The sequence below is a fragment of the Kordia algicida OT-1 genome (genome assembly GCF_000154725.1).
GTDB lineage: Bacteria > Bacteroidota > Bacteroidia > Flavobacteriales > Flavobacteriaceae > Kordia > Kordia algicida.
Genome location: NZ_DS544873.1, coordinates 1,195,510 through 1,218,782, shown reverse-complemented (window position 1 = coordinate 1,218,782; position 23,273 = coordinate 1,195,510). Strand labels below are relative to the sequence as shown.

Annotated in this window: 24 protein-coding genes; 11 read left to right on the top strand and 13 right to left on the bottom strand. The window is 33.9% G+C overall.

Annotated elements, in window-relative coordinates; all coding sequences use genetic code 11:
* Window positions 1–135: 135 nt before the first annotated feature.
* From sucD to KAOT1_RS05120, 7 genes are all read right to left on the bottom strand, one after another.
* On the bottom strand, window positions 136–1,008 hold the full coding sequence (gene sucD / locus KAOT1_RS05150; RefSeq protein WP_007093667.1) for a succinate--CoA ligase subunit alpha: 873 nt from the start codon (window positions 1,006–1,008) through the stop codon (window positions 136–138).
* Between the two features lie 103 nt (window positions 1,009–1,111).
* Complete coding sequence (locus tag KAOT1_RS05145; RefSeq protein ID WP_007093666.1) at window positions 1,112–2,053, bottom strand: UDP-3-O-(3-hydroxymyristoyl)glucosamine N-acyltransferase; 942 nt, start codon at window positions 2,051–2,053, stop codon at window positions 1,112–1,114.
* A 76-nt stretch (window positions 2,054–2,129) separates the two neighbouring features.
* Window positions 2,130–2,696, bottom strand: a complete 567-nt coding sequence (gene efp / locus KAOT1_RS05140) for an elongation factor P (protein WP_007093665.1) — start codon at window positions 2,694–2,696, stop codon at window positions 2,130–2,132.
* A gap of 12 nt (window positions 2,697–2,708) precedes the next feature.
* On the bottom strand, window positions 2,709–3,494 hold the full coding sequence (gene lpxA, locus KAOT1_RS05135) for an acyl-ACP--UDP-N-acetylglucosamine O-acyltransferase (RefSeq protein ID WP_007093664.1): 786 nt from the start codon (window positions 3,492–3,494) through the stop codon (window positions 2,709–2,711).
* Between the two features lie 62 nt (window positions 3,495–3,556).
* Window positions 3,557–4,978 (bottom strand): bifunctional UDP-3-O-[3-hydroxymyristoyl] N-acetylglucosamine deacetylase/3-hydroxyacyl-ACP dehydratase, encoded by a 1,422-nt coding sequence (locus KAOT1_RS05130; RefSeq protein WP_007093663.1) that lies wholly within the window; start codon window positions 4,976–4,978, stop codon window positions 3,557–3,559.
* Window positions 4,971–5,999: a UDP-3-O-(3-hydroxymyristoyl)glucosamine N-acyltransferase gene (gene lpxD, locus KAOT1_RS05125; RefSeq protein ID WP_007093662.1), complete on the bottom strand. Its 1,029-nt coding sequence runs from the start codon at window positions 5,997–5,999 to the stop codon at window positions 4,971–4,973. The genes KAOT1_RS05130 and lpxD overlap by 8 nt, the downstream gene beginning before the upstream one ends.
* Before the next feature lie 24 nt (window positions 6,000–6,023).
* Window positions 6,024–7,253, bottom strand: coding sequence for an HD domain-containing protein (locus KAOT1_RS05120; RefSeq protein ID WP_007093661.1), 1,230 nt, complete (start codon window positions 7,251–7,253; stop codon window positions 6,024–6,026).
* A 90-nt stretch (window positions 7,254–7,343) separates the two neighbouring features.
* Here KAOT1_RS05120 and porX point away from each other — a divergent pair, with 90 nt between their 5' ends.
* The 8 genes from porX (at window position 7,344) to KAOT1_RS05085 (ending at window position 13,608) form a co-directional block, all read left to right on the top strand.
* Window positions 7,344–8,891 carry a T9SS response regulator signal transducer PorX gene (porX, locus tag KAOT1_RS05115; protein WP_007093660.1) on the top strand — a complete coding sequence of 516 codons (1,548 nt, stop codon included), beginning with the start codon at window positions 7,344–7,346 and terminating at the stop codon, window positions 8,889–8,891.
* 177 nt (window positions 8,892–9,068) lie between these two features.
* The gene (gene tsaE / locus KAOT1_RS05110) at window positions 9,069–9,476 is read left to right on the top strand and encodes a tRNA (adenosine(37)-N6)-threonylcarbamoyltransferase complex ATPase subunit type 1 TsaE (RefSeq protein ID WP_007093659.1); all 408 of its coding nucleotides are present in this window, start codon (window positions 9,069–9,071) and stop codon (window positions 9,474–9,476) included.
* A 292-nt stretch (window positions 9,477–9,768) separates the two neighbouring features.
* Window positions 9,769–10,350: a hypothetical protein gene (locus KAOT1_RS05105; protein ID WP_238528689.1), complete on the top strand. Its 582-nt coding sequence runs from the start codon at window positions 9,769–9,771 to the stop codon at window positions 10,348–10,350.
* A 244-nt stretch (window positions 10,351–10,594) separates the two neighbouring features.
* Window positions 10,595–11,149 carry a hypothetical protein gene (locus KAOT1_RS05100; protein WP_007093657.1) on the top strand — a complete coding sequence of 185 codons (555 nt, stop codon included), beginning with the start codon at window positions 10,595–10,597 and terminating at the stop codon, window positions 11,147–11,149.
* A 186-nt stretch (window positions 11,150–11,335) separates the two neighbouring features.
* Window positions 11,336–11,488, top strand: a complete 153-nt coding sequence (locus KAOT1_RS23520) for a hypothetical protein (protein ID WP_238528688.1) — start codon at window positions 11,336–11,338, stop codon at window positions 11,486–11,488.
* 112 nt (window positions 11,489–11,600) lie between these two features.
* On the top strand, window positions 11,601–11,963 hold the full coding sequence (locus tag KAOT1_RS05095) for a hypothetical protein (protein ID WP_238528687.1): 363 nt from the start codon (window positions 11,601–11,603) through the stop codon (window positions 11,961–11,963).
* A 57-nt stretch (window positions 11,964–12,020) separates the two neighbouring features.
* Window positions 12,021–13,220, top strand: a complete 1,200-nt coding sequence (locus KAOT1_RS05090; RefSeq protein ID WP_007093654.1) for an alanine dehydrogenase — start codon at window positions 12,021–12,023, stop codon at window positions 13,218–13,220.
* Between the two features lies 1 nt (window position 13,221).
* The gene (locus KAOT1_RS05085; protein WP_007093653.1) at window positions 13,222–13,608 is read left to right on the top strand and encodes a DUF4258 domain-containing protein; all 387 of its coding nucleotides are present in this window, start codon (window positions 13,222–13,224) and stop codon (window positions 13,606–13,608) included.
* A gap of 27 nt (window positions 13,609–13,635) precedes the next feature.
* On the opposite strand, the gene KAOT1_RS05080 is transcribed toward KAOT1_RS05085, so the two are convergent.
* Entirely contained in the window at window positions 13,636–14,802 is a 1,167-nt protein-coding gene (locus KAOT1_RS05080) for a proline dehydrogenase family protein (RefSeq protein ID WP_007093652.1), read from the bottom strand.
* Window positions 14,803–14,899: 97 nt separating this feature from the next.
* Here KAOT1_RS05080 and aroB point away from each other — a divergent pair, with 97 nt between their 5' ends.
* Window positions 14,900–15,967 (top strand): 3-dehydroquinate synthase, encoded by a 1,068-nt coding sequence (gene aroB / locus KAOT1_RS05075; RefSeq protein ID WP_040559337.1) that lies wholly within the window; start codon window positions 14,900–14,902, stop codon window positions 15,965–15,967.
* Window positions 15,968–16,100: 133 nt separating this feature from the next.
* A complete protein-coding gene (locus KAOT1_RS05070; protein WP_007093649.1) occupies window positions 16,101–16,373 on the top strand; it encodes a hypothetical protein in 273 nt (90 codons plus the stop codon).
* Window positions 16,374–16,375: 2 nt separating this feature from the next.
* Here KAOT1_RS05070 and KAOT1_RS05065 read toward each other — a convergent pair whose 3' ends face one another.
* The gene (locus KAOT1_RS05065; RefSeq protein WP_007093648.1) at window positions 16,376–16,888 is read right to left on the bottom strand and encodes a DinB family protein; all 513 of its coding nucleotides are present in this window, start codon (window positions 16,886–16,888) and stop codon (window positions 16,376–16,378) included.
* Between the two features lie 110 nt (window positions 16,889–16,998).
* The gene (locus KAOT1_RS05060; RefSeq protein WP_007093647.1) at window positions 16,999–17,352 is read right to left on the bottom strand and encodes a DUF983 domain-containing protein; all 354 of its coding nucleotides are present in this window, start codon (window positions 17,350–17,352) and stop codon (window positions 16,999–17,001) included.
* 94 nt (window positions 17,353–17,446) lie between these two features.
* Between KAOT1_RS05060 and KAOT1_RS05055 the strand changes: the two genes are divergently transcribed.
* Window positions 17,447–18,310 carry an AraC family transcriptional regulator gene (locus tag KAOT1_RS05055; protein WP_007093646.1) on the top strand — a complete coding sequence of 288 codons (864 nt, stop codon included), beginning with the start codon at window positions 17,447–17,449 and terminating at the stop codon, window positions 18,308–18,310.
* 306 nt (window positions 18,311–18,616) lie between these two features.
* Here KAOT1_RS05055 and KAOT1_RS05050 read toward each other — a convergent pair whose 3' ends face one another.
* The 3 genes from KAOT1_RS05050 to KAOT1_RS05040 form a co-directional block, all read right to left on the bottom strand.
* Window positions 18,617–21,205, bottom strand: coding sequence for a phosphoenolpyruvate carboxylase (locus tag KAOT1_RS05050; protein ID WP_007093645.1), 2,589 nt, complete (start codon window positions 21,203–21,205; stop codon window positions 18,617–18,619).
* Between the two features lie 167 nt (window positions 21,206–21,372).
* Window positions 21,373–21,852: an Lrp/AsnC family transcriptional regulator gene (locus tag KAOT1_RS05045; protein WP_007093644.1), complete on the bottom strand. Its 480-nt coding sequence runs from the start codon at window positions 21,850–21,852 to the stop codon at window positions 21,373–21,375.
* An 87-nt stretch (window positions 21,853–21,939) separates the two neighbouring features.
* Entirely contained in the window at window positions 21,940–23,079 is a 1,140-nt protein-coding gene (locus KAOT1_RS05040) for a M14 family metallopeptidase (protein ID WP_007093643.1), read from the bottom strand.
* Window positions 23,080–23,273: the final 194 nt, after the last annotated feature.

Here is a 23,273-nt window from a genome sequence, read left to right as displayed (position 1 = left end):
GTAGTTTTTTCATTTAGTTTACAGAAAGAAAAGTCATTAGGATTAAGGTTTTAAAGGAAATTAATCTTTTAGAAAAGAAAAAAGCGCAGTATCAAAATGATACTACGCTTTTATATATTTTGATTGCGTTTGTTGTTATCCAACTACTTCTGCAACTTTTTTTCCAATTTCTGCTGGCGAATCTACTACGTGAATTCCACATTCGCGCATGATTCTTTTCTTTGCTTCTGCGGTATCATCAGCTCCACCAACAATAGCTCCGGCGTGTCCCATTGTTCTTCCTTTTGGTGCTGTTTCTCCTGCAATAAAACCAACAACTGGCTTTTTGCTTCCGCTTTCTTTGTACCATTTAGCAGCATCTGCTTCTAATTGACCACCAATTTCTCCAATCATTACCACACATTCTGTAGCTTCATCATTGATTAGTAATTCAACAGCTTCTTTTGTCGTAGTTCCAATAATTGGATCTCCACCAATTCCGATGGCTGTTGTAATTCCTAAACCTTGTTTTACTACTTGATCGGCAGCTTCATATGTTAATGTTCCTGATTTTGAAACGATTCCTACTTTTCCTTCTTTGAAAACAAATCCTGGCATGATTCCTACTTTTGCTTCTCCTGGCGTAATCACACCTGGACAGTTAGGACCTACTAAACGACAGTCTTTGTCGCTAATGTAAGCAGCAACTTTTGTCATGTCTGCAACAGGAATTCCTTCTGTAATTGTAATAATTACTTTGATTCCTGCATCGGCAGCTTCCATAATTGCATCGGCAGCAAATGCTGGCGGCACAAAAATAATTGTAGTATCTGCTCCAACTTTTTCTACAGCTTCAGAAACTGTGTTAAAAACAGGCTTGTCTAAATGTGTTTGTCCACCTTTTCCTGGAGTTACACCACCAACTACGTTAGTTCCGTACTCAATCATTTGACCTGCATGAAATGTTCCTTCACTTCCTGTAAATCCTTGAACAATTATTTTTGAATCTTTGTTTACTAAAACGCTCATTTGATATTTGTTTTTTGGCTGAACAAAAATAGTTTTTTCTAGAGTATTTGTAAAGTATTTTTTGAATTTTATCTGTAAATACTTTTTCTACGGAAAATCTATTTTATTCTTTTAAGTTTTCTATTTTTTTTATCAATTCTGGAATTTGACGAATTGACGCAATTTCCTTGTATTTTTTCCTAAAATCATCTGCAGGAGTTCCAAAGTAACTTTTTCCACCTTCTAGACTTTTGCTTACGCCAGATTGTGCCGAAATTACTGCCTTTGCTCCTATCGTGATTCCACTTGTAATTCCTACTTGTCCCCAAATAGTCACTTCATCTTCAATGACTACACAACCTGCAATTCCCGTTTGAGAAGCGATTAAACATTTTTTTCCAATGACAGTATCGTGTCCTACATGCACTTGATTGTCAATTTTAGTACCTTCTTTGATGGTTGTATCGCCAGTAACACCTTTATCAATCGTACATAACGAACCCAAGTCTACATTATCTTCTAAAACAACACGCCCACCAGAACGCAATTTATCAAAGCCTTCAGGACGTTTTTTGTAATAAAAAGCATCTGCTCCTAAAACCGTTCCTGAATGAATGGTGACGTTGTTCCCTATAACTGCATTGTCATAAATAGCAACATTAGCATGAATCAGACAATCATCACCAATAGTAACATTGTTTCCAATAAAACAGTTTGGCTGAATGATGGTGCGTTCTCCAATTGTAGCAGAAGGCGAAATAGCTGCTGTCGCATGCACAAACGGACGAAAGTGATTGGTAAGCGTATTGAAATCTCGAAAAGGATCGTCAGAAATTAATAATGCTTTTCCTTCTGGGCAATCAACTTGTTTATTTATTAGTACAATCGTGGCTTTTGATTCTAATGCCTTGTCATAGTATTTTGGATGATCGACAAAGACAATATCACCAGCTTCTACTACGTGAATTTCGTTCATTCCATGCACAGGAAATGTAGCGTCACCAACATACGAAGTGTTGATGATTTCAGCGATTTCTTTAAGTGTGTGTATTCTAGGGAGTTTCATCTGTTATTTTTTTATGGATTCAGATGTGTTTTAAAATAAAAAAGCGCAATGTGTATGATTGCGCTTTTGGAAATGTTTATTCTTTTATGCGTTCCATGTAGGAACCTTTTTCTGTCTCTACTTTGATTTTATCTCCTTCATTGATGAATAATGGCACATTGACTCTTGCGCCTGTTTCCACTGTTGCAGGTTTGGTAGCATTCGTTGCTGTATTTCCTTTTACGCCTGGCTCCGTATGCGTCACTTCTAGAATAACACTTGCTGGCATTTCTACAGATAATGGAGCATTGTCTTCTGAGTTGATTAAGATTTTTACATTTTCTCCTTCTTTTAATAAATCTGGAGCATCTAAAGCTGTTTTTTGCAACGTAATTTGATTGTAATCTTGTGTATTCATAAAGTGAAATGTATCGCCATCATTGTATAAATACTGAAATGTGTGTGTTTCTACACGTACATCATCAATTTTATGACCTGCAGAAAATGTGTTATCAATTACTTTTCCTGTAGTAACACTTTTTAGTTTTGTACGCACAAATGCAGGACCTTTTCCTGGTTTTACGTGTAAAAATTCTACAATTTTATAGATGTCGTGGTTGTAACGGATGCATAATCCTTTGCGAATATCTGAAGTACTTGCCATGTTGTATTTTTTTTAATTTGATGTAATATATCCTTTCATGATTCCTCTATGAGAGTTTTTGATGAATTGTAAGATTTCATCACGCTCTGTAGTGGCTTCCATTTCTGCTTCAATGATTTCAGCAGCTTGCGTGTTGTTGTAATTTTTTTGGTAGAGAATTCTAAATATGTTTTGAATCTCGCGAATTTTTTCGGTTGTAAAACCACGTCTACGCAAACCAACAGAGTTGATTCCTACGTATGATAATGGTTCACGAGCTGCTTTTACGTATGGTGGCACATCTTTTCGTACTAACGAACCGCCCGTAACGAACGCGTGGTTTCCGATGGAACAGAATTGATGTACAGCCGTCATTCCCGCAAGGATGACATGATCGCCCACAGTGATATGTCCTGCTAACGTACTGTTATTTGAAAAAATGCAATTATCGCCCACAATACAATCGTGCGCTACGTGGCAATACGCCATGATTAGGCAGTTTTTCCCAATTACCGTTTTCATACGATCAGAAGTTCCTTTGTTGATGGTAACACACTCACGAATGGTGGTGTTGTCTCCTATTTCAGTAATGGTATCTTCGCCTTGATATTTTAAATCTTGTGGTGGCGCAGATATGACAGCACCTGGAAAGATGTTACAGTTTTTCCCGATTCGCGCTCCTTCCATGATGGTTACATTTGAACCGATCCAAGTTCCTTCGCCAATAATGACATTGTTATGAATGGTTGTAAAAGGCTCTACAACAACATTTTTTGCAATTTTTGCGCCAGGATGAACATATGCTAAAGGTTGATTCATCTACTATTTTTTAGTTAATTCTTTATAAGTTGGATTGTAAAATACACTTTTTTTTGAAAGTGTTATTTTTTTACAATGTCTTCTTCTTTTTTACGTGCAATTTGTGCCATGAGTTCCGCTTCGGCAACTAATTTACCGTTTGCATACGCATAGGCTTGCATGTGGCAAATTCCTCTACGAATTGGCGTGATTAGATCGGCTTTGAATATTAAGGTATCACCTGGAACTACTTTTTGTTTAAATTTTACTTTGTCTATTTTCATAAAGAAAGTCAAGTAGTTTTCTGGATCTGGAACCGTACTTAATACTAAGATTCCTCCTGTTTGTGCCATAGCTTCTACTTGTAATACTCCAGGCATTACAGGCGCTCCAGGGAAATGCCCTACGAAAAACGGTTCGTTCATCGTTACATTTTTTACACCAACCACATGCTTGTCAGATAATTCTAAAATTTTATCTACGAGTAAGAATGGTGGTCTGTGCGGTAACATCGTCATAATTTGATTGATGTCCATTAAAGGCGTTTGATGCAAATCGTATGTTGGTACTTTGTTACGCTTTTCTATTTTTATGATTTTAGACAGTTTTTTAGCAAATTGTGTGTTTACGTAATGTCCAGGTTTGTTGGCAATTACTTTTCCGCGAATGCGTGTTCCTACCAAAGCCAAATCGCCAATAACGTCTAATAATTTGTGACGTGCTGCTTCGTTTGGATGATGTAACGTAAGGTTGTCTAAGATTCCGTTAGGTTTTACCGCAATGTTTTCTTTGCCGAAAGCCACTCGAAGTTTGTCCATGGTTTCTGGAGATAGTTCTTTATCTACATATACAATGGCATTGTTTAAGTCTCCACCTTTGATTAAACCGTGTTCTAACAACGTTTCTAGTTCGTGTAAGAAACTGAATGTTCTTGAACTTGCGATGTCTTTTTTGAAATCGGAAATGTGCTTTAAGGTAGCATTTTGTGTTCCTAACACTTTTGTTCCGAAATCGACCATTGTAGTTACTTGGTATTCATCTGAAGGAATGATCGTGATTTCGCTTCCAGTTTCTTCATCAATGTATGAGATGACATCTTTTACAATGTATTCTTCTCTTTCTTTTTCTTGCTGAACGATTCCTGCTTCTTCTAAAGCTTCTAGAAAGAATTTTGCAGAACCATCCATGATTGGCGGTTCAGAAGCATCTAATTCTATGATAACATTGTCGATTTCTAAACCAACTAATGCTGCTAATACGTGCTCGCAAGTTTGAATTTTTACACCTCTTTTTTCTAAAACCGTTCCACGCTGCGTATTTACTACGTAGTTTGCATCAGCTTCAATGATTGGATGACCTTCAAGGTCAATTCTCACGAAAGTGTAACCATTATTTTCTGGCGCAGGTTTAAAAGTTAATAATACTTCTTTTCCTGTGTGAAGTCCAACGCCTTTTAAAGATACTTCTTTAGCGATGGTTGTTTGTTTAACAATAATTTCACTCATTGTTGTTAATTTTTTTTTCTAGTTGATTGATTGTTTTTGCGAGTTTTGGTAGATTTTTAAAGTATACATACGATTTATTGTAATCTCCATAGTTTAATGCTGGTGAACCTTGTAATGTTTCTCCATCTTTTATATTTCTTCCAATTCCAGATTGTGCTTGAATTTTTACATTGTCGCCAATAGTAATATGCCCTACAATTCCGACTTGACCACCAATCATACAGTTTTCTCCAATTTTGGTAGAACCTGCAATTCCTGTTTGTGCGGCAATGACTGTATTTTTTCCTATTTCGACATTGTGTGCAATTTGTATTTGATTGTCGAGCTTTACTCCTTTTCTGATGATGGTAGATCCTAACGTTGCTCTGTCGATCGTAGTTCCTGCGCCAATATCTACATTAGCTTCTAGAATTACATTTCCTGTTTGTGGTACTTTTTGATATTCTCCTTTTTCATTCGGCGCAAAGCCAAAACCATCTGCTCCAACAATAGCTCCACTATGTATGACGCAATTATCTCCAATGACAGATTCTGAGTAGATTTTAGCTCCAGCAAAAATGACAACGTTGTTTCCAATCGTTACATTGTCGCCAATATATGCGTTTGGATATACTTTTACATAATCGCCAATTTGTACATTATCGCCCATATACGAGAATGCACCAAAGTACAATTCTTTTCCATAGGAAGCGGTTTCAGAAATAAATGCAGGTTGTTCTATACCCACCTTATTGAGCTTTACTTTGTTGTAGTATTCTAGGAGTTTTGAAAATGATTTGTAGGCATCTTCAACTTTGATGAGCGTTGTAGTTAATTCTTCTTCGGCAGCAAAATCTTTATTTACAATTGTGATTGATGCACGCGTACTGTATATGTACTGTGTGTATTTTGGATTTGCTAAGAAAGTTAATGAACCTTCTGTACCTTCTTCTATTTTAGAAAGTTTTGATACTTCAGTGTTTGGATCACCTACGATATCTCCTTCTAAAATACCTGCTATTTGTGTCGCTGTAAACTTCATTCCCGCAAAAGTATAAAAAAACTACTAAAGTTTGTCTTTTGGGTAACATATATAATATTTTGTCACAGGTTTTGAGAGTGCTTTGAGGTTTAATTGATCGGAAGCTTTTACCACATCTTGTATTTTTCCTGTTTTCATCAGGATGTTTATATTTTGACTTGTGGTTTTGTATGCCTGATTGGATATTTCGCCCGAAAACACAAAATAGGAAGCTTCTGCTTTACTAATATTATATTGCTTCATTAGACTCTGTGTTTCGTTTTGAAGCTTTTTAGTCGCGATTTTTTTGTTTTTGATTTTTATCTTGAGTAAATCACGATTGATTATCATTTTACAGAGATTTGATAATACAAAATCAGCTTCATTCATCCATTCTTTCATGGCAGAAACGATATCGTAATCGTCCAATTTGGCAAATTGATCTAAAACTTCATAGTTAAAATCTTCAATAGAAATTTCATTTTCAATAAAGAATGATAACGCCGCACTTGCTTGTAGTTTTGTACCTTGTAACGTGAGTTCTTTGGCTCTTTTGAGTACGCGAATTAACAATTGTTCTGCCACTAAACTCGTTTTATGTAAATAGACTTGCCAATACATTAAACGTCTGGCAACTAGAAATTTTTCAACTGAATAGATGCCTTTTTCTTCTATGACTAATTCGTCATCAACCACACTTAACATTGTAATAATTCGTTCGGAATTGATGTTTCCTTCCGCAACACCCGTGTAAAAACTGTCTCGTTTTAAATAATCGGCTCTATCCATATCAATTTGACCAGAAATTAACTGATACATGAATTTTCTTGGATAATTTCCTTTAAATATTTCGATGGCAAGCGTTAAACTTCCGTTAAATTCTTTGTTCAATTGTTCCATCAATAGCAACGAAATTTCTTCGTGATGTACACTATTTACAATACTGTGTTCCATGGCATGCGAGAAAGGTCCGTGACCAATATCGTGCAATAAAATAGCAATAAGTAAGGCTTGTTTTTCTTCTTCTGAAATTTCAACTCCCTTAAAACAAAGCACTTGAATAGCTTTTTGCATTAAATGCATGCAACCCAACGCATGATGAAAACGCGTATGATGTGCGCCAGGATATACCAGATATGACATGCCCATTTGTGAAATTCTGCGTAAGCGCTGAAAATATTTATGTTCGATTAAGTCGAAAATGAGCGGATTAGGAATTGTAATAAATCCGTAAATTGGGTCGTTTAAGATTTTGAGCTTATTTCTAGTATTCAACTTGTACTTTTTTATACGTTTTTTAGAGTAAGCACAAATATAAGTACATAATAACAAGCATTGCTAATAATTTACTAAATAAAGACATACATGAGTGCATTCAAGATTCTTTGGGTTGATGATGAAATTGATTTATTAAAGCCACATATCCTCTTTTTACAGAAAAAAAATTACGACGTTACTACCTGCACGAGCGGAACAGAAGCGATTGAATTGATTGATTCAACTCGTTTTGATATTGTTTTGTTAGACGAAAACATGCCTGGATTGACTGGAATTGAAACGTTGGCAGAATTAAAAGAGAAACAAAACAACCTTCCTGTAGTAATGATTACCAAAAGTGAGGAAGAATATATTATGGAAGAAGCGATTGGCTCTAAGATTGCCGATTATTTGATAAAACCTGTGAATCCGAATCAGATTTTGTTGAGTTTGAAGAAGAATTTAGATCATTCGCGACTAATTTCTGAGAAAACGACTTCTAATTATCAACAAGAGTTCCGAAAGATTGCAATGGATATGGCAATGGTAAATTCTATTGAAGAATGGATTGAGTTGTATCAAAAATTGATTTATTGGGAATTGCAATTGGAAGATATTGAAGACAGTGGCATGTTTGAAATTTTGGAATCGCAAAAGCATGAAGCCAATGTGCAATTTGGAAAATTTATTGATAAAAATTATCCTGATTGGTTTGGCAATGAAGAAGCGCCAATTATGTCACATACATTATTTAGAGAATTGGTAGTTCCTGAAATTAGCAAAGCGCAACCGACTTTATTAGTTGTGATTGATAATTTACGTTACGATCAGTGGAAAGCGTTTGAACCTATTGTAAATACACATTATAAGAAAGAAAAAGAAATTCCGTTTGTTAGTATTTTACCAACAGCAACTCAATATGCAAGAAATGCTATATTTTCAGGCTTGATGCCTTCTGATATGGAAAAATTACATCCTGAATATTGGAAAAATGATACGGATGATGGCGGGAAAAATTTGCACGAAGATGATTTCTTAAAAGCTCAATTAAAGCGTTTAGGATTGAACATTAAACATGAATATCATAAAATTACCAGTTTAAAAGGCGGTAGAAAGCTCGCAGACAACTTTAAATCTCAAAAAGATAATGATTTAACGGTTGTTGTATATAACTTTGTAGATATGCTCTCACACGCCAAAACCGAAATGGAAGTTGTAAAAGAGCTGGCTTCCAATGATAAAGCGTATCGTTCGTTGACACAGAGTTGGTTTAAAAATTCTCCGTTGTTAGATATCATTCAGCAGTCGCAACGTTTAGGATTTAAGTTGATTATTACTACCGACCACGGAACTATTAATGTAAAACATCCTTCAAAAGTAGTTGGAGACAAAAATACTAGCTTGAATTTACGTTACAAAACAGGAAGAAGCTTAACATACGAGCAGAAAGATGTATTGGCGGCAAAAGATCCGAAAACGATTCATTTACCTTCGATTAATATGAGTAGTTCTTTCATATTTGCAAAGACTGATTTGTTCTTCGCATATCCAAATAATTACAATCATTATGTAAGTTATTACAGAAATACCTACCAACATGGTGGCGTTTCTTTGGAAGAAATGATTATTCCGTTTGCGGTATTATCGCCTAGATAAAAATTATATTCTAAAAAATACAACTTAAAAAATCTCTATTGAAGCGTGTGGAGTCTATACTCCTACATGCTTTTTTTTAACATAATACAAAGAGAATACACATCGCTCAACAAGTGATTTTATAGGTGTTTGAAGTTTTTTCACTAAATTTGAAGAAAGCTTTAAAAGAAAATACGAGTGAAAAAAGAATATACTCTTTCGCAGATTGATGAAATTGCGAAAGCTATTTTGGCAGCATCCAAACATAAAATAATTGCGTTTCATGGAGAAATGGGCGTTGGAAAAACGACACTCATTAAAGTATTGGCAAAGCAATTAGGTGTAAATGAACTTACTAACAGTCCGACATTTTCTATCGTAAACGAATATCACACACCAAGTCATATTTTGTATCACTTTGACTGTTACCGAATGGAAGATGAAGTAGAAGCTTATGATATTGGTATTGAAGATTACTTATACAGTGACGCTTGGTGCTTCATTGAGTGGCCAGAAAAGATAGAAAATTTGCTTCCAGATGAAATCACACAAGTGAATATTACAAAAATCAATGAACACTTGCGTTCAATTCACCTAAAAAATTGAGCACTTTACCGAAAACGAAGAACTATAACCTAAAAATAAACCTAAAAGACTGACAAATAACTGACTTTTGCTGTATCTTGAATGAAAATTCTTATAGATACATAAAAAGAGAAAAATTGATAAAAATACGTAGAAAATAAAATATGGTAATTTCCTAAAAATCATTTGTTTAAATGGATAAGTTTGCATCATCGTAAAACTAAAACCTAAAACAAAATGAAATTAAGAAATTATTTATTCGCAGCAGTTGTATTTGCATCAGTAACATTTGTGTCTTGTAACCCAGATAGCATTGCAGACGAAGATAACCCATACCAAACAGAACAAGGAATCGACAAGAGGAAAGTTAAAATACCAGGGCAAGTTAACTCATAAAGCATCGTATAGAAAAAGTATCATTTTCAATACAATAATAGTTGTTATAATAGCTATAACGCCATATTTATTTCAATTGTATGAATATGTTCCTCAAACAGAAGAATGGAATACTCCTTTTTTTTCAATTGATAAGCGAGAATATGATGATGTACAAATATTAGTTTGGATATCTTTAAACAAGGCAATTCCGTTATTATTAATGATAATTTGGTTTTTTACCTGCAGTAAATGGTGGTATCACGTAATTTTAATCCCAATGTTTATGTTTGGATTTCAATTATTTACGGCTATAAATGACAAATCAAGTATTCTTGACGTTGTGGAGATATATTGGTTAATCCCTGTGATGATGATTATCATTCCTTTTGTCTATTTAATTAGAATAAAACTCATGGACAAATTGGTACATGGAATAGATTTAAAAAAGATAGATGCAGAATTAGAAGAATATGAACGTAAAGAAAAAGAACAACAAAATTTAACAACACAAGAATAATAAGTTCATTGAAATAAAATAATATACTATTTTCTACGTATTTGGTTCATTTTAGGCAAAACTGACAAAAATACGTAGAAAATATATTATGCTTTTTTTAAAGGTAATAGTTGGTTATTCAATAAGTTTGACTCATCGTTAAACTAAATAATCTAAATTAAAATGAAGACTAAATTCTACCTTTACCTATTAGCAGCCGTATCATCAATTTTATTTGTATCTTGTAATCCAGATAGCATTGCTGATGAAGACAACCCATACGAAACAGAACAAGGAGTTGATAAATCAAAAATTAAAACAACAGACGTTAGCTAGAAAAAAATTAATTCTACATAGTATAGTAATTTTTTTTATTGCAATATCTCCATTTATAGCATATTTGTATCTCATAGTTCCAACTGAAGATACTTGGGATACTGGTTTTTTTATCATTACCAAAAATGGGTTTTCAAATACATTTATTGCAGTATGGATATATGTAAGTAAATTTGTTCCGCTTTATTTATTAATGTTTTGGTTCATAACATGTAAACACTGGTGGTATCATATAATATTAATCCCCATAACTATGTATGCTTTTCAATTATTTAGTTCATTAAATAAAGAGGCTAAATTTATTGATGAGAATGAAATATTTTGGGTATTGATTGTGATGCTGATATTAACACCAATAGTTTATTTAATAAGATTAAAACTATTTGATAAACTTGTATTAGGCATCGATTTAAAGAAAATAGAAGCTGAACTCGATGAATACGAGCGAAAGGAAAAAGAAGCTGAAAACAAAATAGAAGTTTAATTAATTACGTATATTCGCGAAAATACTTACGTAAAAAATACATAAAATACCAAATTCTACGACTTTTGTTAGTTATACCCAAAACTAGCAAAAGTACGTAGAAAATTTATATACCTAATTTTCTGATAATTAGTTGGTTATTACATAAGTTTGCTTCATCGTTAAACTAAATACCTAATTATTCAGATGAAAACTAAATTTTACTTTTACTTACTAGCCGCTTTTTCAACAATATTATTTGTATCTTGTAACCCAGACAGTATTGCTGATGAAGACAATCCATACGAAACAGAACAAAGTCAAAAAAGAGACAAAATCAAAATCCCGTCTAACGGGTAAAAAACTTTTTTTTAGTAGCATAGTAGCAATAATTATTGCTATATCACCATATATATTTTATTTATACGAAGGTTTCCCAGAATCACCAACTTGGGAAACTTCGTTTTTTACATTGAGAAGTAATTACTATGAAGATGTAAGTACAGCTATGTGGGTCTATTTGGGTAAAATCGTTCCTCTAATTCTTTTGACATTGTGGTTTTTCACCTGTAGAGACTGGTGGTATCATGTAATTTTAATTCCGATTGCTATGTATATCTTTCAATTAATTAGTGCAGTAATTGAAGATACATTAGTTGATACTAAAGCAATTTATTACATTCTTCCAGTAATGATGATTATAGTACCAATTGTTTATTTGATTAGACTAAAACTATTTGATAAATACGTGTACAATATCGATCTTCAAAAAATAGATGCCGAACTCGCTGAATACGAACGAAAAGAAAAAGAAATGCTAGAAGAAAATAAATAGTATTTTTTTACTTCATTTTTATTTGTAACTTCATGTTTTAACCAATCGAAATGCTTCATGGCAGAATCTTTATCACCTTTTACCAAACAACAATTACTTCCGCAAGAAGAAACACTGGAAATTTTAAAAAGTAAGAAAGAATTATTTATCGGAATTCCTAAAGAAACCTCTTATCAAGAGAAACGTGTTTGCCTAACTCCAGATGCTGTAGCCGCCATTGTTGCACATGGACATCGCGTATTGATAGAAAGTTGTGCCGGAAAAGAAGCTAATTTTTCAAATAAAGAATATACCGAAGCTGGTGCAGAAATTACAAACGACACTCAAAAAGTATTCTCCTGCCCTATTATTCTTAAAGTAGAACCACCAACCTTAGACGAATTACAGTTATTAAATCCGCAAACAATTTTAATTTCTGCATTACAGATAAAAACACGTTCCAAAAAATATTTTGAAATTTTAGCCAGCAAACGTGTTACCGCATTAGCTTTTGAATATATTAAAGATGACGATGGAACGTATCCTGCAGTACGATCACTGAGTGAAATTGCAGGAACTTCTTCCGTATTAATCGCTTCCGAAATTATGGCAAATGTCAATGAAGGTAACGGATTAATGCTTGGAAATATCAGTGGAGTTCCGCCTGCGGAAGTTGTGATTATTGGTGCAGGAACTGTTGGAGAATTTGCCGCACGTTCTGCGTTAGGACTTGGTGCAAATATCAAAGTTTTTGATAATTCCATCACGAAACTTCGTTGCATACAAACCAATTTGGGAAGACCAATTTATACTTCCACAATTCAACCAAAAAATCTATTGAAAGCTTTAAAACGCTGTGACGTGTTGATTGGCGCCGTACGAGGGAAGAACCGCTCGCCAATTTTAGTCACAGAAACGATGGTAGAACACATGAAAAAAGGTGCTGTAATTATAGATGTCAGTATTGATATGGGCGGCTGTATTGAAACAAGCGAAATCACATCACATGACAAACCGACGTTTACAAAACACGGCGTGATTCATTATTGTGTGCCAAATATTCCCGCAAGATATTCCAGAACTGCTTCAGTATCAATTAGTAATATTTTCACGCCATATCTTTTAAAAATTGCAGATGATGGCGGATTAGAAAATTCGCTGCGTTTTGACAAAGGATTGAAAAATGGGTTGTACTTTTACCACGGAGTTTTAACCAATAAATCTGTAGCAGATTGGTTCGATCTACCATATAGAGATATTAATTTATTAGTTTTTTAGCATGAATAGTGGTCTTTTAAGACGTATTGGATTTTATTTAGGTGGCGTTGCCATCGGATTGGTCATTTTTGCCTTCTTAATTCGTGGTCGTGGCGTACAATGTGAATTTGATTATTTACCGAATGCGCGTACCTTAAAGAATATCCGAATTAAGAACCGTATGTTTTCTCCTCAAATACGTCAATTGATTGATAATAAAGAAATTGACACCGCCGAAATTTCAAACATTCTTCAATATGGAGATGTAGATTTTTCAAGAAGTAAAACAAAAGTAGATTCTTGTAAGTTATATATTATTGAAGGAATGCTTCGCAACAAAGAAATCGAGTTGACAGTATATAATTGCGATAGCACAGCGATTATTCAGACAATCAATAGAATCGATTAAAAATAAAATTTTAATTATTTTTTTCTACTACAGTTTTCTTCTTTTCTTTTCTTGTTTTAATAAACTTAATTCCCGAGAGGTTTGTCCCGCCACAGAAGTATTTTCTTCTGCACGTCTTATCAAATAAGGCATAACGTCTCTTACAGGACCAAAAGGCAAGTATTTTGCTACATTATATCCAGCTTTTGCCAAATTAAAACTGATATGATCGCTCATGCCGTACAATTGTCCAAACCAAACACGTGCATCATTTGTAGCAATTTGCTTTTCTTTCATAATGGCAGCTACTTTGTACGAACTTTCTTCGTTATGCGTTCCCGCGAAAATTGCCATACAATCTAAATGATCGAGCATGTATGAAACTCCAGCGTCAAAATTTTCGTCTGTAGCTTGCTTAGAAACACATATAGGAGAAGTATATCCTTGCGCTTCTGCTCTATTGTTTTCTTTTTCCATATACGCGCCACGTACGAGTTTCATTCCAATATGAAAACCCTGTGCTCTAGCGTCCATGTGAAGTTGTTTCAGGTAATCCATTCGATCCCAACGGTACATTTGCAACGTATTATATACAATGGCTTTTTCTTTATTATATGTACGCATCATATCAGCAACAATAGCATCTGCGGCATCTTGCATCCAGCTTTCTTCACCATCAATGAGAAGTGCAACATCCATTTCATGTGCTTTTTTACAAACGACATCAAAACGGTCTTTTACTCTACTCCATTCGGCTTGTTCATCATCGGTAAGTGTTTCATTTTTTCCGACTTTTTCATACAAATCAATTCTACCAAAACCTGTAGGTTTAAAAACTGCAAACGGAATCGCCTGTTTTTCTTTGACAAAATTTAAAATCTTCAGTATTTTTTCAAGTGTTGCATCAAATTGCGCTTCTTCTTCTTTTCCTTCTACAGAATAATCAAGTACGCTACAAACACCTTTTTCAAACATTTTATCTACTACAGGAATGCATTCTTCTTCGGTAGTTCCTCCACAAAAATGATCGAAAACGGTTGCTCTAATTAAGCTTTCTACAGGCAAATGTGCTTTGATAGCAAAGTTGGTAACGGCAGTTCCTATACGGACTAAAGGTTGGTTGGCGATTAATTTGAATAAAAAGTAAGCTCTTTCAAGCTGAGAATCTGTTTTTAAAGCAAAAGCATTCTCTGTGTTGTCAAAAATTGGTTCCATTTAGAAATAATTACTTTCACAAATATAGTTATTGAATTATTATTTTTTTGTTTAAAAAAGGCTTTATTTTGTTGCTATTAATAGTTTTTTTTAGATTATGAACTCCATCCAAGCGGCGAATTATTTCGTTCATTTCAATACCAATTGTTACACAAGCCTTTTTGAACATCTTAATAAGACGAATTATTCTAAGATTTTTGTCTTGGTTGATACAAATACGCATGTACATTGCTTGCCAAATTTTATGGCGAATTTACAGACGGATATTCCTGTAGAAGTGATTGAAATTCCTGCGGGAGAGATTAACAAGAATATTGAAACATGTACAGGCGTTTGGAATGTACTTTCAGAATTGGACGCAGATCGTAAAAGTTTGATGATTAATGTTGGTGGCGGAGTTGTTACAGATTTAGGCGGTTTTGTTGCTTCTACTTTTAAAAGAGGAATTTCCTATATCAATGTTCCTACCACATTATTATCAATGGTTGATGCTTCTGTTGGAGGGAAAACCGGAGTAGATTTAGGCACTTTAAAAAACCAAATTGGAGTGATTAACACACCCGAAATGGTTTTGATTGATACTTCTTTCCTAGCTACATTGCCTGCAAACGAAATGCGAAGCGGTTTGGCGGAAATGCTAAAACACGGATTGATTTATGATGAAGCCTACTGGAAAAAAATGATCGATTTGTCAAATTTTACACTAGAAGATTTAGATGGTTTAATTTATGAATCCGTTGTAATAAAAAATAATGTTGTCACAGAAGATCCAAAAGAAAACGGGCTTCGAAAAATATTGAATTTTGGACATACACTTGGTCACGCTATTGAATCGTATTTTTTAACGCACGAAACCAAAGAAACCTTACTTCATGGAGAAGCCATTGCGATTGGAATGGTGTTAGCAAGCTATATTTCTAATAAACAAGAAGGTTTTTCAAGTGAAAAATTAGACGAGATTAAACATGTTATTATAGACATGTATGGCAAAGTCGAGTTTGAAAATGCTGACTATGAAACCATTATCGACCTGATGAAATACGATAAAAAGAATTCGCATGGAAACATCAATTTTGTACTCTTAAGCGACATTGGAGCACCTGTTTTAGATAAGATTGTTCCAAATACTACAATTCTAGAAGCTTTTCAATTTTACAATTCTTAACATAAAAAATACAGTTAACTGACAGTAACTTTTTCTTTTCAAAAAAAATAGTTGTATTTTTAATACGTTATTATTGGCAGAGATTTCCTCTAATTACCTATGACCGTAGTATTAATTTTTAAAAATTATTCCTATGAGAAAAGCGATCATAGATTTTAAAAAAGTGACGCCAGAAATTTATCAACTCTTGCAAGAGCGTTATCCTGGCGGTTACAGAGATCGAGACATCATTGTATTTGACGATCATCACAACAACACTATTGAAGCTGTTGAAGTTAAAACGGAAGACACAATTTATTTAGTCAAAGTGAGCAGTAAATTGCATTATACGATGACAAATGTAGCTGTGGATGATTTTGAAGAAATTACACCTGACGAAAATCTGAATGATTTTTCAGAGGAGTAATTTTACAAATAGCGTTCGTTAATTACATGTACATGATGCTTTTCGTGTCCTGCCGCAATATGCGCTAGTGCACGAACAGACATTTTATTGTTGCTTGCTACGCCTACTCTAGCCAACATTTCATCCGTAAAACTTTTGAATAACGTAATAGTTCCTTGGCGAATTGCATTGTATTCTTGCAACAATTCCATTGTATTCCGTTCATTTGCTCCTGAAAACGGTACGTAATCGTCTTGTTCAAAACCTGGCAAATTTGTTTTGTCATTTCGAGCAAAACGCAACGCTCGGTTGCAAAAAATACGTTCGGTATCCATGATGTGCTGCAAAACCTCTTTAATCGTCCATTTTCCTTCTGCATACGCGCTTTTTAGTTGATCTTCGGTTAAGGAAGCCACCAAAATATTTACTTCTTCTAAACCTTCCGCTAAAGCAGCCAAAACGTCTTTTCCTTTTAAATGCTGAATGTATTGATCGAAATACGGATTGTACTCATTGGTTTCTGGAAATGGAATCATGGGAGTCGGGATTTACGATTTTTGATTTACGATTTTTTAGTTTTTCGGGATGAAGATACTATTATTTCATCATCCTTGAAAATTTACCTGATACCTTAGTCGTAAGAAATTCATGATGTAAACAAATGAATCCAAATAGTTCTCGAAATCCGCATGTTAAAAAAGGACAATCCAATCATGGCTACAGAAATTATCAAGAAGATTTGAAAATTATCTGCAAACTTTAAAACATACGATAGTATAAAATACAGCATTATTGCTTCACCAACTGTCAACATGTAACTTACATACATTGCGCCATAAAAATATCCTGGCTCTTTTTCAAACTTATATCCGCAGACTTCACAATTTACGTGCATTTTTGGCATTCTCAACTTATACAGCAATCCGTTTTGTTCAAAAATTTTCCCTTTATTACATTTTGGACACGTTCCCTTACAGATGTTTTGTATTGAATTTCCCATCGTTTCTAAATTTTATACAAAGCTAAAATTCAGTTGATTGGAATAAAGTTTGTATTTTCGTCTTTTATAGCATAAAAAAGACATTTTGTATTGAATGAAATTATTGCCTGTATATAATATTTCACAGTTTCAGGAAAAAGAAACAAGCAAACATTTGTATTGCAATCGTTTTAAAGAACATTTGCGTACGCATCCGTTTATAGAAAAACCACACAGACACGACTTTCATTTGTTGGTAATCTTTACAAAAGGAACAGGAACACATGTAGTCGATTTTAATACGTTTGATATTACTGCGGGAAGCGTTTTTGCATTACAACCTGGGCAAATGCATCATTGGAATTTATCAGAAGATATTGATGGTTATATTTTATTTCACTCAAAAGAGTTTTACAATGTACATTTTCAGCACAAGCAAATCAACGATTATCCTTTTTACTTTTCAACTTACAATACGCCAGAATTATGCTTGAACCATCAACAAACAGCAAATGTTTCTTCTTTTTTTGAGATGATTTTAACGGAATATTCTTCTAAATCACTTTTTAAAGAACATGCTATTTTGAATATTTTAGACCTAATTTATATTGAACTATCACGTCACTACGTCACACCTACTCAGTTACAAATCAAGCGTTATCATACTATTTTACGCAACTTTGAAGTAATCCTTGAACAGTTTTATAAACACGAAAAGAAACCTTCCTTTTATGCTTCTAGATTAAATATTACCTTAAAACATTTGAATCGTATTTGCAGAGAAACTTTAGATAAAACGGCGACAACTGTTATTACAGATAGAATTATTCTAGAAGCAAAACGGTTGTTGTTAACTCCAGAATTATCTATTAACGAAATCGCAAACCTTCTCGGTTTTGAAGATTACTCTTATTTCTCGAGATTGTTTAAGCAAAAAACTGGTCAGACGCCTTCGGAGTTTAGAAGTTTGGATTTTTAAAAAATAAAAAGATTCAAAACTCACTATGAAACACAGAAAAAGTTCTGAATCTTACTATTGTTATTTTTCAAAGTACATCTCAATAGTTCTATTGAGCGAAGTCGAAATACATTTTATTTCCATTTTATTCTGAAAAATTACTCGATGTGACGTTTTTAGTACACAAGAAATAGATTGCCACACGCTTTCATCAAAACACTCGCAAAGACGTTTCTAAGAAATCTAACAATCTAAGAGCAAAGCGATCTAAAAACGAAGCGCATCTAAAAATCTAACACTCTAAGGCGGTAGCTGAGCCTGTCGAAGCTACGCCGAATTACGACTCGCATTAATGTTTCCAAATAACGAACGTGTCACCATTTTTTCAAAAGTTTTCAATTCTTCTTCACTTGCATTTGGATCTTTTTGTAATTCCTGAATTTTACGTAATGCGTATTGTTGAATGGTTAATAATGGTAAAACAATCTTTTCACGTGCATGAATAGATGCTTTTCCTTCTTGCTGATTTTCCATCAGTTCGTTGTAACCTGTCAACTTTAACAACATGCGTTTGGTTCGTTCGTATTCTTCAAAAATAATCGTCCAAAAGCTACCAAATTCTTCATTATCTTTCATGTACGCTGTTAACTTAAAGAATGACTTCGTTAAGCTCATCATACTGTTTTCAAGCAATGTGCGGAAAAAAGACGAATTTTGATATAGCTTTTCTACTGCTTCAAACTGCCCACTTTTTTCCATATGTTCCAAAGCCGTTCCTACTCCGTAAAATCCTGGAACGTTTTGCTTCAATTGACTCCAACTTCCCACAAAAGGAATGGCGCGTAAGTCTGAGAAATTGAACTCTTTAGATTTTGAACGCTTTGATGGACGACTTCCAATGTTTGTTTTTGCATAGTATTTTAACGTACTCATTCGCTCCAAATACGGTAAAAACATCGGATGTTTTTTAAACGCCACATAGGTATCATAACTCACAGAAGCCAATGCTTCCATCGTTTTCTTATCTTCTTCAGAAAATTCTGCTTCAGTGCTTGAAAATATTTCATTTGAGATTCCTGAACTCAACAATTGCTCTAAGTTATACTGACAAGAATCTAAAGTTCCGAAATTGGAACTGATTGTTTGTCCTTGTACCGTTAACTGAATTTCTTCATCTTCAACCGTACTTCCTAATGATGCATAAAATTGATGTGTTTTTCCACCTCCACGCGCTGGCGGTCCACCACGACCATCAAAAAAGATGACTTTGATTCCGTATTCACGAGAAATTGCGGTTAGTTCTTCTTTCGCTTTAAAAATACTCCAATTTGCCATTAAATACCCACCATCTTTTGTTCCATCAGAGAAGCCTAACATAATGTACTGTTTGTTTCCTCTGCGTTTTAAATGTGCTGCATACGCTTCGTTGGTATATAAAGTTTTCATCACAGCTTGTGCCGCTTGCAAATCTGGAACCGTTTCAAATAATGGAGAAACGTCTACATCAGGCTGTTTCCAATCGCACAAACGCAACATCGTAAATGCTTCCATCACATGTAAAGCCGATTGATTATTACTGATGATATAACGATTTGCACCACGTTCGCCATTACGATCTTGAATTGTTTTCATTGCATAAATTGACGAAATGGTAGCGTTTGTGATTTCATTTTCAAAGTATTTTTCTTCAACTTTTTTGTCAATATGTGTTAATACTTTAATTTTTTCTTCTTCTGATGAATTGACGTAATCTATTGAAAATAAAGCTTCTCCTCTATTTTTCATCGTTTCAACAATATTTTCAAAAACACCTTGATGCACCCTTGAATCTTGACGAATGTCTAACATTGCAAAGTGATATCCGAATAGTTTTACTTTGTTGATTAAATCTTCAATTTCCGCACGAAATAACGATTGATGTTTTTTTACAACAATATCTTTTATCGCTTTTAATTCAGCTTCAAACGCAGCCAAAGACAACATACCTTCTTCTTTTCGCAAGTATACATTGTCGTACAACATGCGCTCTAATTTTGCCAAACGCTTTTCGACACCATCAAAAGTTAACCTACGTTTTAGTTTGCGAATGTCGCGGTGATAGTTGAGTAAAATTGTACTACGCAAACGTTCTGCTACTTTTTTCGTGATTTCAGTCGTTACAAAAGGATTTCCGTCACGATCGCCACCAGGCCAAAAACCTAAATCAATTACCTGATTGTTCAGTTCTTCGTCCTTAAAAATGTTTTGCTGAATGTAGTTGTATATTTTACTTGCAGCGTGATAAAATACATTTTCTAAATACCAAATTAAACTTACCGCTTCGTCATAAGGTGTCGGTTTTTCTTTTTTGAAAAAAGGCGTTTTACCAAGTTGTGCTAATAGTTTTTTGATTGCTAGTAAGTCATCTTTTTCTATTGCTTCCGCTAAATCTGTAATGATTCCTAACACCTGTCCAGGATAAAACTGCGTTGGATGCGCCGTGAGTACAGGACGAATTTTAAAGCGTTCTAAGTACGTTTTAAGCGCGCCGATTTTCTGTTTTTCTTCTGCTTCTTCCTTAATGTTTCGCAACGTTCCACGTCCATCCATGTTGTTTACAATAGGAAAAGCTGCATCTTCTACCGCGTCAAACAATACGACTTGCCGTTCTATGTACTGAATGAAACGAAATAGCAAGTTGATTTTTTCTGTTTCAGTTTTGTCTTTTTCTACGTAACGCTCAAAGAATTTATGAACGATTTCTGATGGATTTTTATCGAGTGCATATCCTTTTTCACAAATCTCACTAAATAAAGGCAATAAAACACCTGTATTGGAGATTTCATCAAAGGGTAATGTCATAAAAATACTGTTGTAGATTTGATATTTGGAAGATACATTTTCTTGAAAACGTTCTAATTTGGGTTTGCGAGACATTGAAATTAGTATTTAAAGATGGTTTTGTTAATATTCTTGATTTTCATCAGCATTAGTTCAACTAATCATTTCTAGTGCGTCTTTCAGACTTCTATAAATTAAGTTTCACTAAAAAACCCTCACACGAAAAGCGCAAGGGTTTATATGCTATAATTTTCGTTTTTTTTCTACAAATCATTAAAGATTGAATGCATCAAGCGGTTTTTATCGTTGATACTTTCTTCCAATGAAATCATTGTTTCTGTACGTGATACGCCTTCAATATCATCAATCATAAAGATGATGTCTTTAGCATGTTTCGTGTTTTTAGCACGTACTTTACAGAAAATATTGAATTTCCCTGTTGTGATGTGCGCAACTGTGATATATGGAATTTCGTGAATTCTGTTTAGTACAAACTTTGTTTGAGAGGTTTTTTCTAAAAAAATACCAACGTAAGCGATAAATGAGTATCCTAATTTTTGATAGTCTAGTGTTAAGGAAGAACCTTTTATGATGCCAGCTTCTTCTAATTTTTTTACACGAACATGAACCGTTCCTGCAGAGATTAATAATTTTTTTGCGATGTCTGTAAATGGAATTCTTGTATTTTCAATCAGCATGTCCAATATCTGATGATCCACTTCATCTAACCTAAATTTTGCCATGATTATCTTATATTATTTTTTAAAGATAATGCAAAAAAAACAAAAAAAACCGAATAATAATGCATAAAATACCATTAGATATGTTAACTAATTGTCAATTTTATTGAATTTTCTTAAATATTGAACAAGCTCATTTTCCAACGAAAACGATTGAAATATATACTTCTCAGAGGTTGCCTCCTGAAAATCAATGATTTTGTGAGCAAAGGATTTTTTTAACATTTTTTTGTCCTCAATATACGGTTCAAAGTGAATTTTGCCGTTTTTAAGAACTTCTTTGTACATCACACCTATATCGAACGTTTCATTTTTGTCAGTTTGCACATTCTTTAAAATGATGTCGTAGTGTTGTTTTTCGTTTTCTGGAATTTGAAAATAAGCTTCCGTAGCCGTTCCTTTAATGTGAGTTGTAGCTATGTATTGAATGGCTTCCATAATGGCGTAAAAGATTAGCTCTCGCGTAGTTTCACGTTGGTAATCGTCAGGAAAGTGTCCAGCTTCAAACAAAACGGTTGGCGTTCCTAATGATTGAAATGTATCACCAACACAATTTATATTAAAACCATCATCGTAACGTCCAACATGATTTGGAATGCGTTTTTGCAGCATTTCGTTCATTCTAACAATGATTTCCATGCTTTTTTCACGATTCGGTGTTACAGAACGTTCTTCATCCTCAGAAGGCGTCAAAAATGATATAATAGAAGATTTGTCTTTATTTCCTGCACTGTACATCGTGCGTTGCCCGTGAAGATTAAAACAAAAATCAGGTTGAAATGCATCATAAATCGTTTTTAAAACCACACTTTCTGGCTGAGAAAGCGTTTGTGCATCACGATTTAAATCAATTTCATTTGCATTTACACGCGTGTACGCCTGCGCTCCATCAGGATTTAGCATTGGAATGATACATAATGTACAATGCTTTAAAATTGTTTCTGATGCTGTTGAAGCTTCTTTTAAGAAGTTTAAAACATCAAAAATAGCTTTTGTGGTGGTAGATTCATTTCCGTGCATTTGTGACCACATCAATATTTTTTTATCTCCATTTCCGATCGTTAGGGAATGAATTGGACGATTTAATACGGAAGTTCCTATTTGTTTTAGATTGAATTTTTTCGGCTGTTTTTCTAATAGGGAAGAAATATGATGAAGCGTAATATAACGATCAAACAAGTTTGCTTCCTTGTAGGTTTTGCGCCAATTAGATTCGTGAGATGATTGCATAGTTCTTTAATTATAGGTTACAAATGTAAACAATGTATATTTTACAATTGTAAACAGATATTTGTTGTTTCGTTGTGTACAAATGTAAACAGTATAGTATACTGCCGGATATCTAAAATACATGTTTGCCTTATTTACAAATAGCATGTTACGAATCAGATGATAAAGGTCATATTTTCAGAACTTTATATTTA